Origin of the sequence: Nocardioides lianchengensis (assembly GCF_900101465.1) — a bacterium.
GTDB lineage: Bacteria > Actinomycetota > Actinomycetes > Propionibacteriales > Nocardioidaceae > Nocardioides > Nocardioides lianchengensis.
In genome coordinates, this window is sequence record NZ_FMZM01000002.1 from 432,355 (window position 1) to 445,583 (window position 13,229).

17 protein-coding genes are annotated in these 13,229 nt (G+C 73.8%); 8 read left to right on the top strand and 9 right to left on the bottom strand.

Annotation, left to right across the window (positions count from 1 at the left end; genetic code table 11):
- The first annotated feature begins 20 nt into the window (after window positions 1-20).
- Entirely contained in the window at window positions 21-1,214 is a 1,194-nt protein-coding gene (locus BLT76_RS05675; protein WP_090851979.1) for an ATP-binding protein, read from the top strand.
- Window position 1,215: 1 nt separating this feature from the next.
- On the opposite strand, the gene BLT76_RS05680 is transcribed toward BLT76_RS05675, so the two are convergent.
- A complete protein-coding gene (locus tag BLT76_RS05680) occupies window positions 1,216-1,422 on the bottom strand; it encodes a hypothetical protein (protein WP_090851983.1) in 207 nt (68 codons plus the stop codon).
- Between the two features lie 155 nt (window positions 1,423-1,577).
- Window positions 1,578-2,051: a nucleoside deaminase gene (locus tag BLT76_RS05685; protein WP_090851986.1), complete on the bottom strand. Its 474-nt coding sequence runs from the start codon at window positions 2,049-2,051 to the stop codon at window positions 1,578-1,580.
- A 29-nt stretch (window positions 2,052-2,080) separates the two neighbouring features.
- Between BLT76_RS05685 and BLT76_RS05690 the strand changes: the two genes are divergently transcribed.
- A complete protein-coding gene (locus BLT76_RS05690; protein WP_090851989.1) occupies window positions 2,081-2,860 on the top strand; it encodes a glycerophosphodiester phosphodiesterase family protein in 780 nt (259 codons plus the stop codon).
- A gap of 11 nt (window positions 2,861-2,871) precedes the next feature.
- Entirely contained in the window at window positions 2,872-3,816 is a 945-nt protein-coding gene (locus BLT76_RS05695) for a DUF5926 family protein (RefSeq protein WP_090851993.1), read from the top strand.
- A gap of 3 nt (window positions 3,817-3,819) precedes the next feature.
- Here BLT76_RS05695 and BLT76_RS05700 read toward each other — a convergent pair whose 3' ends face one another.
- Both BLT76_RS05700 and BLT76_RS05705 read right to left on the bottom strand, forming a co-directional pair.
- Window positions 3,820-4,815: an adenylate/guanylate cyclase domain-containing protein gene (locus BLT76_RS05700; protein ID WP_090851996.1), complete on the bottom strand. Its 996-nt coding sequence runs from the start codon at window positions 4,813-4,815 to the stop codon at window positions 3,820-3,822.
- Complete coding sequence (locus tag BLT76_RS05705) at window positions 4,812-5,180, bottom strand: Crp/Fnr family transcriptional regulator (protein WP_090851999.1); 369 nt, start codon at window positions 5,178-5,180, stop codon at window positions 4,812-4,814. The genes BLT76_RS05700 and BLT76_RS05705 overlap by 4 nt, the downstream gene beginning before the upstream one ends.
- A gap of 57 nt (window positions 5,181-5,237) precedes the next feature.
- On the opposite strand from BLT76_RS05705, the gene BLT76_RS05710 reads away from it, so the two are divergent.
- Both BLT76_RS05710 and BLT76_RS05715 read left to right on the top strand, forming a co-directional pair.
- Window positions 5,238-5,741 (top strand): SigE family RNA polymerase sigma factor, encoded by a 504-nt coding sequence (locus BLT76_RS05710; RefSeq protein ID WP_170866948.1) that lies wholly within the window; start codon window positions 5,238-5,240, stop codon window positions 5,739-5,741.
- Window positions 5,738-6,844: a hypothetical protein gene (locus tag BLT76_RS05715; protein ID WP_090852008.1), complete on the top strand. Its 1,107-nt coding sequence runs from the start codon at window positions 5,738-5,740 to the stop codon at window positions 6,842-6,844. Before BLT76_RS05710 ends, BLT76_RS05715 begins: the two co-directional genes overlap by 4 nt.
- Here BLT76_RS05715 and BLT76_RS05720 read toward each other — a convergent pair whose 3' ends face one another.
- The 3 genes from BLT76_RS05720 to larB are packed head-to-tail and all read right to left on the bottom strand — an operon-like array spanning window position 6,845 to window position 9,936.
- Window positions 6,845-8,074: an arginine deiminase gene (locus BLT76_RS05720; RefSeq protein WP_090852011.1), complete on the bottom strand. Its 1,230-nt coding sequence runs from the start codon at window positions 8,072-8,074 to the stop codon at window positions 6,845-6,847.
- 30 nt (window positions 8,075-8,104) lie between these two features.
- Window positions 8,105-9,256: a nickel pincer cofactor biosynthesis protein LarC gene (gene larC / locus BLT76_RS05725; RefSeq protein WP_090852014.1), complete on the bottom strand. Its 1,152-nt coding sequence runs from the start codon at window positions 9,254-9,256 to the stop codon at window positions 8,105-8,107.
- Window positions 9,253-9,936: a nickel pincer cofactor biosynthesis protein LarB gene (gene larB / locus BLT76_RS05730; protein ID WP_090852017.1), complete on the bottom strand. Its 684-nt coding sequence runs from the start codon at window positions 9,934-9,936 to the stop codon at window positions 9,253-9,255. The genes larC and larB overlap by 4 nt, the downstream gene beginning before the upstream one ends.
- Window positions 9,937-10,042: 106 nt before the next feature.
- Between larB and BLT76_RS05735 the strand changes: the two genes are divergently transcribed.
- A complete protein-coding gene (locus BLT76_RS05735) occupies window positions 10,043-10,384 on the top strand; it encodes a hypothetical protein (protein WP_090852019.1) in 342 nt (113 codons plus the stop codon).
- Here the strand turns inward: BLT76_RS05735 and BLT76_RS05740 are convergent.
- Window positions 10,338-11,129, bottom strand: coding sequence for an ion transporter (locus BLT76_RS05740; RefSeq protein ID WP_211752730.1), 792 nt, complete (start codon window positions 11,127-11,129; stop codon window positions 10,338-10,340). The genes BLT76_RS05735 and BLT76_RS05740 overlap by 47 nt on opposite strands.
- Before the next feature lie 14 nt (window positions 11,130-11,143).
- Window positions 11,144-11,983 carry a prephenate dehydratase gene (locus BLT76_RS05745; protein ID WP_090852021.1) on the bottom strand — a complete coding sequence of 280 codons (840 nt, stop codon included), beginning with the start codon at window positions 11,981-11,983 and terminating at the stop codon, window positions 11,144-11,146.
- A 22-nt stretch (window positions 11,984-12,005) separates the two neighbouring features.
- On the opposite strand from BLT76_RS05745, the gene BLT76_RS05750 reads away from it, so the two are divergent.
- Window positions 12,006-12,410: a DUF4446 family protein gene (locus BLT76_RS05750; RefSeq protein ID WP_211752732.1), complete on the top strand. Its 405-nt coding sequence runs from the start codon at window positions 12,006-12,008 to the stop codon at window positions 12,408-12,410.
- Window positions 12,411-12,437: 27 nt separating this feature from the next.
- Entirely contained in the window at window positions 12,438-13,214 is a 777-nt protein-coding gene (locus tag BLT76_RS05755; RefSeq protein ID WP_090852024.1) for an EI24 domain-containing protein, read from the top strand.
- Window positions 13,215-13,229 lie beyond the last annotated feature (15 nt).

The window sequence follows — 13,229 nt, forward strand, 5'->3', positions numbered from 1 at the left end:
CACCCCGATACGGTCCGATCGTGGACCCGATCCGGAACCCGTACGCCCCCGGCGCCGGTCAGCGACCGCCCGAGCTGGCCGGTCGCGACGACCAGCTGCGCGCGTTCGACGTCGTCCTCGAACGGGTCTCGCGTGGCCGGCCGGAGCGCTCGCTGGTCCTGACCGGGCTGCGCGGCGTCGGCAAGACGGTGCTGCTGAACGCGCTGCGCTCGGCCGCCGTACGACGGGGCTGGGGGACCGGCAAGCTGGAGGCCCGGCCCGACCAGTCGCTGCGCCGGCCGCTGTCCTCCGCGCTGCACCAGGCGGTCCGCGAGCTCGGCCACCCCTCGACCGACGAGGCCGACCACGTCCTCGGGGTCATCCGGTCGTTCGCGCAGCGCGAGGCCGGGCCGGACGCGAAGCTGCGGGACCGGTGGAGCCCCGGCATCGACGTACCTCCGGTGCGCGGGCGCGCCGACTCCGGCGACGTCGAGATCGACCTGGTCGAGCTGCTGACCGACGTCGGCGGGCTGGCCTCCGACACCGGCCGGGGGATCGCGGTGTTCGTCGACGAGATGCAGGACCTCGGCGCCGACGACGTCTCCGCCCTCTGCGCCGCCTGCCACGAACTGTCCCAGAACGGGCTGCCGGTCATCGTCGTGGGCGCCGGCCTGCCGCACCTGCCGGCGGTGCTGTCGGCGAGCAAGTCCTACTCCGAGCGGCTCTTCTCCTACCAGCGCATCGACCGGCTCTCCCGCGAGGAGTCGGACCGGGCGCTGTCCTCACCGGCCGCCGAGGAGGACGCGGCGTACGCCGACGCCGCCCTGGCCGCCCTCTACGACGCCACCAGCGGCTACCCCTACTTCATCCAGGCCTACGGCAAGGCCGCCTGGGACGTCGCCCCCCGCAGCCCGATCACCGCGTCCGACATCGCCGTCGCCGCCCCCGAGGCGGAGCGCGAGCTGGCCGTCGGCTTCTTCGGCTCCCGCTACGAGCGGGCGACCCCGGGCGAGCGCGAGTACCTCCGCGCGATGGCCGACGCCGCCGGCCCCGACTCCGACGCGGTCGGCTCGGTCGGCACCGCCGAGGTCGCCGCCGTGCTCGGCAAGAAGCCGCAGTCGCTCTCGCCCGCCCGCGACTCGCTGCTGAAGAAGGGGCTGATCTACTCCGGTGAGCGGGGCCGGATCGCGTTCACGGTGCCGCACTTCGGGCGGTACCTGCGCGAGCAGGGGTAGGTCAGCGGCGCCGCAGCAGTCGGCGCAGCAGGCCGGGCCGGGCGGGAGCCGGATCGGCCGGCCGCGCGTCCGCCGCGGCGATCGCCTCGGTCCCGACGACGATCCCGTCGGTGCCGTTCGCCCGGACCGGGGCGTGGAACGTGCCGTCGCCGTCGAGGCGCACCGCCTGGACGTTGCGCCACGGGTCCTCGCCGAACGGCTTGCTCATGCCGGGAACCTACGCCGTCGATCGGGCCGGCGTCGACGGTGCGCCGCGGTCGGCCGCGGGGGTTCCTGGCCTGTCCCGGACGTTCCCGGGGATCGCGTTGGCCGGGAACGTCCTACTTACCCGGTGATCAGGGGAACTAGGACACCCGACGCCGATCACCCCCAGAACCCCGCGTGATGCACGGTCGCCTCGTCGGCGATCAGCGGCCCGACCACCTCGACCGGCGTACGACGCGAGCCGGCGGCGAGCACGTCGCGGCAGGGGAGGGCCAGGGTGGGGTTGTCGGGGTGGGCGCCGGTCATCTCGCGCAGGTCGGCCTCGGACATCGCGAAGACCAGCCGGCCGATGCCGGCCCAGTAGAGCGCGCCGGTGCACATCGCGCAGGGCTCGCAGCTGGTGTAGAGCGACGCCGCGGCCAGGTCGGCCGGCGCGAGGGTCCGCGAGGCCAGGCGGACGAGGTTGGTCTCGGCGTGGCCGGTGACGTCGCGCTCGGTGACGACGGTGTTCTCCGCGGTCAGCAGCACCTCGCCGGACGGCGAGGCCAGCAGCGCGCCGAAGGGATGGTTGCCGTGGGCCACGGCGTCGGCCGAGATCGCGATGGCGTGTCGGAGCAGTCCGGTGTCGTCCATGACGCCATCCTCGCGGAATGATGGGCGCCATGAGGCCGCAGGTCGTCGCTCATCGAGGCGCCAGCCACGACAACGCCGAGCACACCCTGGGCGCGTACGTCGCCGCCCTGGACGCGGGGGCCGAGGGCCTGGAGTGCGACGTCCGGCTGACCGCCGACGGGCACCTCGTCTGCGTGCACGACCGCAGCCTCCGCCGTACGGCGAGCCACCGCGGCACCGTCTCCACGATGGAGCTCGCCGAGCTGGCCGAGCTCGACTTCGCGTCCTGGAAGAACCCCTGGGCCGACCTCGACGACGAGGCGCCCGAGCGCGACGCCGAGCACGACAAGGTGCTCACGCTGCGCAAGCTCCTCGAGGTGGTCGCCGACTACGACCGGCGGGTCGAGATCGCCATCGAGACCAAGCACCCGACCCGGTACGGCGGCCTCGTCGAGAAGCGGGTCGTCGAGCTGCTGCGCGACTTCGGCTGGGACGGCCCCGGTACGCCGGCGCGGGTGATGAGCTTCTCCTACACCGCGCTGCAGCGGGTCGAGCGGCTGGCGCCGGACATCCCCCTGGTCATGCTGATCGACCGGGTCGAGTTCTGGCCGATGCTGCGGCGGGTGATCGGCGACGACTGGATCGTCGGGCCGGGCATCGACGAGCTGACCGAGCACCCGCGGTTCGGGCAGTGGATCACCCGCAGCGGCCACGACATGCACGTGTGGACGGTCAACACGCCCACGCAGCTGGAGCTGTGCCGCGAGCTCGGCGTGAAGGCCGTCATCAGCGACCGCCCGGCGTACCTCCTCGAGCTGCTCGACAACTAGAGTCCGGCCTCATGGCCAAGAAGTCCCGCACCAAGAACCGCGACGCCGCCCCCCTCGCCGAGGGCGAGGTCGGTCCGCGCCAGCCCTGCCCGTGCGGGTCGGGCAAGCGCTACAAGGCCTGCCACGGCGCGCCCGGCGGCGCCGGTACGGCGTACGTCAGCCGCCCGTTCGAGGGCCTGCCGTCCGAGCCGGACCTGGTCGCCCTGCGCGAGCTGGTGCCCGCCGCGACCGCGCCGCTGACCCTGAAGAACGGCGACCGCAAGGTGCTGCTCGCGTCGCTGCTGCCGATGGCCGCGCCGGCGATGGTGCGCGACAGCGGCGAGGTGTGGCTGGGCCTGCAGGTGCAGCACGCCTTCGGCGACCCGTCCCGCGACCTGGCCGCCGTGCTGACGGCCGCGCTGGAGCAGGCCGAGCGCGGCGAGTCCGGCATCGTCGGGCTCACCAGCGACCCCGGCCCCGGCCCGCGCCTGCAGGACCTGGTCGAGGGCGGCGAGCTCGACATCACCGTGCACGAGGGCTTCGAGTACTGGGTCGCCGACGTCGAGGACCAGACCGGCATGGAGGCCGCGCTCGAGCAGGCCAACGGCTCGGTGCACCCGACCGCCAAGCTGACGTCGGTGCCGGCGGCGTACTGGACCAACGTCGGCACCAAGGAGCACCTGCGCTGGGTGATGCCCGAGCCCGAGAACGACCTGCTCGACGCGCTGTCGCGGCTGCACGCCGCCGGCGCCGACGTGCTGGTGCCGGAGTCCCGCCTGGTTGGCATGTTCCGCGCCCACGGCCTGCTCTGCCCGGTCTGGGACCTGCCGGTCGGCACCGGCCCGGAGGCCCTCGAGGAGCCCGCCGAGAAGTTCGCGACGGCGCTCGCCGAGGCGTTGGCCGACACCTCCGACCTGACCCCCGAGCAGCGCTCCGCCCGCAGCGGGCTCGCCAACCGCCAGGTCACGATCCGCTGATCGTTACAGCTCCGTCCCGCGCCCGCCAGCGTGGCGCCGCAGCACGAACGGCTGCAGCTTGGCGTACCCCTTCACCGGCGTCCGCCGCAGGTGCCGGAAGACGTACGACGGGTCGCCGTCGAGCGTGTCGTGCGCGCCGCGGTCGACCAGCACCGTGCCGGGCCGGGCGACCGAGGTGAGCCGGGCGGCGAGGTTGACGGTCTCGCCGAAGACGTCGCCGAGCCGCGAGACGACGTCGCCGTACGCGACCCCGGCCCGGACCTCCGGGAAGTCGTCGGCCGGGTCGGAGCCGCGCGCGGTCATGGTCAGCGCGATCTCGGCGGCGGCCGCGGCCGAGTCGGCGACCAGCAGGACCTCGTCGCCGATGTTCTTGATGATCCGCCCGCCGTGGTCGGCGACGACGCCGGTGGCGGCGTCCTCGAAGCCCTCGATCCAGCCGACCAGCTCGGCCTCGCTGAGCGCCTTGCTGCGGGAGGTGTAGCCCACGATGTCGACGAAGCAGACCGCGAGCGGAGCGGCGGGGGAGCCGACGGACTCCACCGCGAGGGTGCGCGAGGCGGCCGACGCGAGGTGGCGGCGCCAGACGTAGGACTGCAGCGACTCGACCCGCGGCAGCACCTGCTCGGCCAGCGAGGTCAGCTGGGCGACCGGGTCGTCGGCCTCCAGCGCGACGTCGGTGAGCAGTGTGGTCTGCCACTCCGCGAGCCGCGCGTAGCTGCGCCCCCACGTCCGCACCAGCGCCGCCTGCCGCTCGGGGCTGAGGATGCCGAGCTCCATCAGGTCGTGGCTGAGCCGCAGCGCCTCGACGTCGGCGGCCGTGAACGCGACGTCGTCGTCGGCCGCGTTCGGGAAGCCCATCAGCCGCCACAGCTGCTCCGCCACGACCAGCGGTACGCCGGCCTCCGCCGCCACCTCGACGCGGGTCAGGGAGGGGCGGGAGCCGAGGAGGTACTCCTCGACCGTCTCGAGCGCCCCCGAGAGGTCGGGCTGGTCGCTCACCCGAGCCGCGACTCCGCCACCCGGTCCAGGGTGGCCCGGAAGGTCGGCATCTCGTCGCAGAGCTCGCGCACCGACTCGGCGGTCAGGTGGATCAGCTCGAGCGGGGTGAGCGCCACGATGGTGGCGTTGCGCAGCTTCCGGTTCAGGATCGCCGCCTCGCCGACGATGTCGCCGGGCCCGAGCTGGGCCACCTCCGCACCGTCGCGGCGGACCGAGACGGTGCCGCCGAGGACGACGTACGCCTTGTCGGCGGGGGTGTTCTCCCAGATCGGCGACCAGCCCTGCGGGAGGGTCAGGTGGGTGCCGGCGGAGCTGATCCGCGCGACCTCCTGCGGGCTGAACGCGTCGAAGAACGATTCCGTCATGACCGCATGGTTCCCCGACTGAACCACCCGCACAACAGGCCGCGTCTACCGGACGTGATGATCGACTCCGTGGCCGGCGACGCGAGGACGGGCTCCTACGAGGAGTTCGTCGCCGCCCGCTCGGCGACCCTGTTCCGGACGGCGTACCTGCTCACCGGAAGCCGTGCCGACGCCGAGGACCTGCTGCAGGTCGCGCTCGTGAAGGTGTACGCCGCGTGGCGCCGCGTCTCCCGGGCCACCTCGCCCGAGGCCTACGCGCGGCGCACCCTGGTCAACGCCTTCGTGTCGTCGCGACGGCCCGCGCGATTCACCCGCGAGCGGCTGGTCCACAGCCCGCCGGACGCCGCCGTCCACGACCCGGACCCCGACGACCGGCTCGCGCTCTGGCCGCTGGTCAGCGCGCTCCCGCCGCGGCAGCGCGCGGTGGTGGTGCTCCGCTACTACGAGGGGCTCAGCGAGCGCGAGATCGCCGAGGAGCTCCGGATCGCCCCCGGCACCGTGAAGTCCACCTGCTCGGCCGCCCTGCGGTCGCTGCGCGAGACGATGGGAGAGCAGGCATGAACGACCTCGAGCAGCGCCTGGCCCGCGAGCTGGGCTCGCTCGCCACCGACCTGGACGCCCCGCACGTCGACACCCCGGGCCTGGCCGCCGCCGGTCGTCGCGAGCGGGTACGACGCCGCTCGGTCGTCGCCGGCCTGGCCGCCGCGGCCGTGGCGGTCGTCGCCGTGCTCGGACAGACCGGGCTGCCGGGCGGCCACGACCGGGCGGTCGACCCGGCGCCGGCGCCGGCCGGTGACGCCCTGGGACGGCCGCTGGAGCTGCCCTGGTGGGGGGCCGACGACGGCCAGCTGCATCTCGGCGACGCGCAGGTCGCTGTCGACGCGACCGCGATCCTGCACGCGGGTCGGACCACGCTGGTCCGGACCGATCCGGGAGCCTGGGTGCGCGTCGACCGGGGTGGTCCCAACCCCTTGGGGGACGGCCCGGTCAGCGGGACGCCCGTCATCGGCGCGGACGGGACGGTGGCCTGGGTCGAGGGTGATCCCGAGACGGGCTGGTCGGTCGTGGTCAGCTCGGCCACCGGCGGGTCGGCGCTGTCGCTGCCGCCGGACGCGGAGGGTTCGACGGCCGTCGGCGTGCTGCCCGACGGCCGCGTGGTGCTGCGCAGCGCGGACGCGACCGAGCTCTCGACCTGGGACCCCGACGGGCAGCGGATCCGGCCGGTCACCGGCCTGAGCGCCGAGGCGCAGGTCGGCCTCATCGGCCCGCGCCCGGGGGGCCTGGTCGCACCGAGTCCCCAGACCCTCGTCGCGGGCGAGGTCGACGACCGCAACCGGTTCCGAGCGCTCTGGGAGACCGACGGCGACGGTTCCGGAGCGTGGTCCGGCGACGGCGAGCAGTACGCCGAGGCCGCTGCCGGTGGGATCCGGATCGCGACCCGGGCGGGAGCGACCGTCGTCCCCTTGGAGCAGGGCGACCTGCGAGTCGTCGGCTGGGAGAGCGACAGCGAGGTGGTGGTGGCGCAGTACCTCGCGGAGGACGAGGCCGTCACTGGCATCTGGCGCTGCTCGGTGGTCGAGCTCCGCTGCGCGCTCGTGGAGCCATCGCAGCCCGGCGCCGACGCCTTCGTCCCGGGCGGCCGGGTCCTGCTTCCCGGCCTCTGATCAGGCCGGCAGCGGCTCCCGCGCGACCGGGCAGCTCATGCAGCGCGGCCCGCCGCGGCCGGAGCCGAGCTCGGAGCCGGCGATCCGGACCACCTCGATGCCGGCGTCCTCGAGGCGCGCGTTGGTCTCGTCGTTGCGCTCGTAGGCGACGGCGACCCGGGGCGCGAGGGCGAGGGTGTTGTTGCCGTCGTCCCACTGCTCGCGCTCGGCGGTGACCGGGTCCAGGCCGGTGTCGATCTGGTGCAGGGTGTCGATCTGCATCGCCTTGGCCGCGGCGACCAGGAACGGCTCGGCGTCGGCGACCCGCAGGGTCAGCTCGGCGTCGGACTCCGCACCCTCGGCGAGCGTCACGGCGTACGCCGTCAGCGAGTCGGCGACGTTGGGGTACATCACGATCTTGTCGACGTCGACCATCGTGCAGACCGTGTCGAGGTGCATGGTGGCGCGCTCCTGCGCGATGGGGACGGCGAGGACCGTGTGGGCCAGGTCGGCGTGGAAGACCTGGCGGGCCAGCCGCTCGACCCCGGCTGGGGTGGTCCGCTCGCCGACGCCGACCGCGATCACGCCGTCGCCGAGCAGGAGGACGTCGCCGCCCTCGACGTACTCGCTGTGCCAGCCGTGGATCTTGCGGGTGCCGCGGAAGCGCGGGTGCTCGGTGTAGATCAGCTCGGTCAGCTGGGTCTCGCGCTTGCGGGCCGGCATCGACAGCGAGGTGATCGCGACCCGGTCCTGCACCCACACGCTGGAGTCGCGGGTGAAGAGCAGGTTGGGCAGCGGGTCGACCAGGAAGTCGTGCGGGTCGAGCAGCGAGGTCACCAGGCCGAAGCCGCCACGCACCTCGTCGTTGCGGATGCCGGCGGTGAGGTAGTCGGTCAGCTCGGCCGGCGACGCCTCGCGCAGGAAGCGGGCGAGGTAGCCGCGCATCGTGTCACCGAGGTGCAGCCCGGAGAGGGCGGAGGTGATCGCGTGGTTGCGCGCGACCTCGCTCTCCAGGGTCTCGGTGAGCAGCTCGGTGAGGTAGAGGACCTCGACGTCGCGGTCGCGCAGGGCCTGCGCGAAGGCGTCGTGCTCCTCCTGCGCGCGGGCCACCCACGGGATCCCGTCGAAGAGGAGCTTGTCGTTGTTGCGGGGCGTCAGCCGCTTCAGCTCGTTGCCGGGACGGTGCAGCATCACCGTCTGGAGTCGGCCGACCTCGCTGCTCGCGCCGTGCTCGGCACCCGTGGACGTCATGGGAGGAGCGTAGTGCCTCCGACGGGATTGTCAGACAATCCGTCCGTCGTACGTCGCCCGCACCTCGGCGAGCACGTCGCCCACGGACCGCCCGAGTGCGGCCGCGGCCCGCGCGACCTCGTCGTACTCCGGCTGGGCGTTGACCACCCGGCCCTCCAGCCGGGCCACCTTCACGGACACCACCTGCCCCCCCACGACGACCTCCACCGCGGAGCGGTCGAGGGCGTGCTTGGCGACGTCGTACGAGCGCAGCCCGATCGTCGTGGTCTCCCGGAAGACCACGTCGCGGACGACGTCGGCCCGCTCCGTCGTCACCAGCACCGACAGGGTGTGGGCGGGCCGGCCCTTCTTCATCAGGATCGGCGTCAGCCAGGCGTCGGCGGCGCCGGCGGCCAGCAGCGCGTCCAGAACGCTCGGCCAGAGCCGGGGGTCGAGGTCGTCGACGTTCGCCTCCAGGACGAGCTCCGTGTTGGCGGCGGCCGGTGAGGGCGCGCCCACCAGCAGCCGCAGCACGTTGGCGTGCCCCTCCGCGTCGCGCGCGCCCGCGCCGACGCCCACGGACGAGGTGGTCAGCAGCGGCTGCGGACCCCACGCGGTGGCCAGGGTGGTGAGCAGCGCGGCCCCGGTGGGCGTGCAGGACTCGAACGGGGCCGGCCCGGCGTACGACGGCACGCCGCGCAGCAGCTCGACGACCGCGGGCGGCGGGACCGGCAGCGTGCCGTGCGCGGCCCGGACCGTCCCCGACCCGACCGCGACCGGCGAGACGGTCACCGAGGACGCGTCGAGGTGGTCGAAGCCCGCGCAGACCCCGACCACGTCGGCGATCGCGTCCAGGGCGCCGACCTCGTGGAAGTGCACCTCGTCGGGGGTGGTCCCGTGCACGGTGGCCTCGGCGACGGCCAGCCGCTCGAACGCGGCCAGCGCCCGCTCGTGGCCGCCGATCAGCGCCCGCACGTCGCGCCAGGTGCGGTGGTGGTGGGACTCGGTGCCCTCCACGTGCACCCGGGTGGCCGCCAACCCGCTCCGGGTCACCGCCTCGACCCGCAGCGCGATCGGCTCGGGGGCCACGTCGTCGACGGCGGCCTGGAGGACGTCGAGCGGGACCCCCGCCCCCACCAGGGCGCCGAGCAGCATGTCGCCGCTGGCCCCCGAGGACGCGTCGATCCAGACGGCGCGGCTCATCGCGCGGACTGCCGCGCGACCCGGGCGGCGAAGACGCCCGCGCCGTACCCGTTGTCGATGTTGACGACCGTGACGCCCGGCGCGCAGGAGTTGAGCATCCCGAGCAGCGCGGACAGGCCGCCGAAGGAGGCGCCGTACCCGACGCTCGTCGGTACGGCGACCAGCGGGACGCCGGTCAGCCCGCCGACCACCGACGGCAGCGCGCCCTCCATGCCGGCGACGACCACCAGGCAGTCGGCCTCCGCGAGCCGGTCGCGCACGGCCAGCAGCCGGTGCAGCCCGGCCACGCCGACGTCGTCGATCCGGTCGACCCCGCCGCCGTGCACCCGGATGGTCAGGGCCGCCTCGGCGGCGACCGGCGCGTCGGAGGTGCCGGCGCTGACGACCGCGACCGTGCCGGTCGGGGCGGGGATCGGGCCCAGGGTGGCGGCCCGCGCGACGGGGTCCAGGACCGCGTCGGGGAGATCGCGGGCGACGACCGCGAGCGCGTCGGGCGAGAGTCGGGTGGCCAGGACGGCCCGGTCGGGGTGCCGCTCGTGCAGGGTCCGCAGGATCGCGACCACCTGGTCGGGCGTCTTGCCCTCGCCGTACACGACCTCGGGGTCGCCGGTGCGCGCCGCGCGGTCGACGTCGACCCGGGCGAAGCCGAGGTCGGCGGTACGGGGATCTGGCTCGCTCACCCGGTGAATCTATCCGGCGTCCGGCTTCCGTCAGGAACGACGTCCGTCCCGTCAGGGATCCGTCAGGACGTCACCGGCGCCCGCGCGTACGGCGCAGCATCGAGTCATGACCACCTCGCAGGAACGCACCCGCTTCGCGATCGACGACCTGGCCCGGCTCACGCAGTCGGCCCTGGCCGAGGTGGTCCGGGCGGCGGCGACGGGCGACCGCGCCGCCGCCCACCGGGTGCTCGACGGCGCGGCCGAGCGCCGGGGCGCGGTGCTGCGGGCCCGGATGGCGGTCCAGGAGGAGTGCCGCGACCAGTGGGGCACCCGCCAGCTGCCCCGGCTGGCGGGGGAGATGGACCTGGTCGCGGAGCTCGGGCGGCTGGAGGCGCAGGTCGACCGGCTGGCCCGTCAGCTCAGCGCTGGTCCAGTCGGAGCTCCAGGCCTGCGACCTGCGTCTTGAGGTCGGCGATGGCGGCCAGGATCGCCTCGGTCGACTCGTCCACGACCTCCTCGATCTCGTCGGTGACCTCCTCGGCCTCGCGGTCGAGCGCCTCGACGGCGACCGCGATGAAGAGGTTGAGCACGATGTAGGCCGACGCGACGATGTAGAGGATGAAGAAGAACCAGGCGGCCGGGTAGGCCTCGACCGACGGCTTGATGATGTTGGCCCAGTCGTCGCCGGTGGTGATGGTGAACATCGCGACCAGCGAGTCCCCCAGGGAGCCGAAGCGCTCGGGATCGGCGTCCCCGAACATCTGGGTCGCCATCACCGCCGAGATGTAGATCAGCATGCCGAGCAGCGCGCCGATCGAGGCCATGCCGGGCACGGTCTTCACCAGCGCGGCGACCACCAGCCGCATCGACCGGATCGTCGAGAGCAGGCGCAGGACGCGGAGCACCCGGAGCACCCGGAGGACGGAGTACGACCCCGCGCCCGGCGTCAGCGCGATCAGCACGACGAACAGGTCGAAGAGGTTCCAGCCGCCCCGGAAGAACGAGCGGCCGTGGGCGTAGATCCGCAGCACGATCTCGATCACGAAGATCACCACGGTGACCCGGCCGACCGCGGTCGTGGCGTCGCCGTGCTCGGCCATCCAGGAGGGGGAGACCTCCGCGCCGATGACGGCCGCGTTGACCAGGATGACGCCGATGATGAACCACTGGAAGCGGGCCGACTCGACGAGCTGCAGGACCCGTTCTCTCACGAGCGGTGAGTCTGTCAGGACCGGAACGCGTCCGCCGGGTAAACCCCGAGGATCTTCACGTCCGTCGTGAAGAACGTGAGCTCCTCGAGCGCCCGGGCCAGGCCGGCGTCGGACGGGTGGCCGTCGACCTCGGCGAGGAACTGAGTGGCGGTGAACTCGCCGCCGACCATGTAGCTCTCCAGCTTGGTCATGTTGACCCCGTTGGTCGCGAACCCGCCGAGCGCCTTGTAGAGCGCCGCCGGCAGGTTGCGGACGTTGAAGATGAAGCTGGTGACCACCGGCCCGTTGCCGGGCGCCGCCTCGACCAGGTCGCGGCTGAGGACGACGAAGCGCGTCGTGTTGTGGTCCTCGTCCTCGACGTCCTCGGCCAGGATCTGCAGGCCGTAGATCTCCGCGGCCAGCGGCGGGCTGATCGCGGCCTGGGTCCGGTCGGCCATCTCGGCGACCTCGCGGGCCGCGCCGGCGGTGTCGCCGGAGATGATCGCCTTCAGGCCGTGCTCGCGGATGATCTTGCGGCACTGGCCCAGCGCGTGGACGTGGCTGTGCACCGTGGTGATCTCGTCGAGCGCGGCACCCGGCACCGCCATCAGGTGGAAGCGGATCCGCAGGAAGTGCTCGGCGATGATGTGCAGCCCCGAGCCGGGCAGGAAGTGGTGGATGTCGGCCACCCGGCCGGCGATCGAGTTGTCGATGGGGATCATCGCCAGGTCGGCCTCGCCGGCCTCCACGGCCGCGAAGACGTCCTCGAACGAGGCGCACGGCACGGACTCCCAGTCGGGGTAGTGCTGCACGCACACCTGGTGGGAGTTGGCGCCGGGCTCGCCCTGGTAGGCGATGCGTCGTCGTTCGGTCACGGCCTGAGTTTAGGGTCGGGGAGTGGTCGTCCTCGGAGTGCTCTCACTGGTCGTCGCGCTGGTCGCCCTGGCGCTGGCCCTGGTGCTGCTGCGCCAGGTCCGCAGCGGCCGTCGTACGACGTCGGCGGAGCTGCCCGAGGACGTGCACGGCCTGCGCCAGGAGGTCGCCGCGCTGCGCACCGAGGCCAAGGACGCGCTGCGCCACCTCGCGGTCGTCCGGTACGACGCGTTCGGCGACATGGGCGGCCACCTCTCCTGGTCGGTGGCCCTGCTCGACGACTCCGGGCACGGCGTGGTGCTGACCTCGATCGCCGGCCGCTCCGAGGCGCGGACCTACGCCAAGAGCATCGCCTCCTGGACCTGCGAGCAGCAGCTCTCGCCCGAGGAGCTCGAGGCGATCGACCACGCCCGCCCGAAGCGGCGCTGACCCGGCACCGGCCCTAGCCTGGGGCCCGTGAGCGGACCGGTCGGCGTGGCGCACGGGGCGTCGTACGTCCTGCAGGGGTTCTCGATGTGGCGCCGGCGGCCGGGGCTGATGCTGCTGGGCATGGTGCCGGCGCTGATCGTGCTGGTGCTGGTGACCGCGGCGCTGGTCGCGCTGCTGCTGACCGTGGGCGACCTGGTCGCGTGGCTGACGCCGTTCGCGGACGACTGGGGCGGCGTCCGGACCCTGCTGCGGGTGGGGCTGGCGCTGCTGCTGGTCGGCGGGGCCGTGCTGCTGGCCAGCGTGACCTTCACCGGGCTGACCCTGGCGATCGGCGACCCGTTCTACGAGCGGATCTGGCGCGAGACCGAGCGGATGATCGGCGGCGAGGTCCCCGAGGGCGGCGTCGGCTTCTGGCGCTCGCTGCGCGACGCGGGCGGGCTGATGCTGGCGGGCGTCGGGATGGCCCTGGTGCTCGCGGTGATCGGCTTCCTGCCCCTGGTCGGTGCGGTGGTCGGCGCGGTGCTCGGGTTCGTGGTCTCCGCCCGGCTGCTCGCCGGCGAGCTGGTCTCGCGGCCGCTGGAGTCCCGCGGCCTCGACCGGGCGGCCCGCCAGGAGGTGCTGGCCGGCCACGGCTCGTCGGTCCTCGGCCTGGGCCTGGCCACCCAGGCGTTCTTCCTGGTCCCGTTCGGCGCCGTCGCCGTGATGCCCGCCGCCGTCGTCGGCTCCACCATGCTGGTGCGGGAGATCCTGGACGGGCGCGACGGCGGGGTAGTCCGTCACACAGGGGCTGTGACCGGCGAGTAGACCAACCATCGTGTG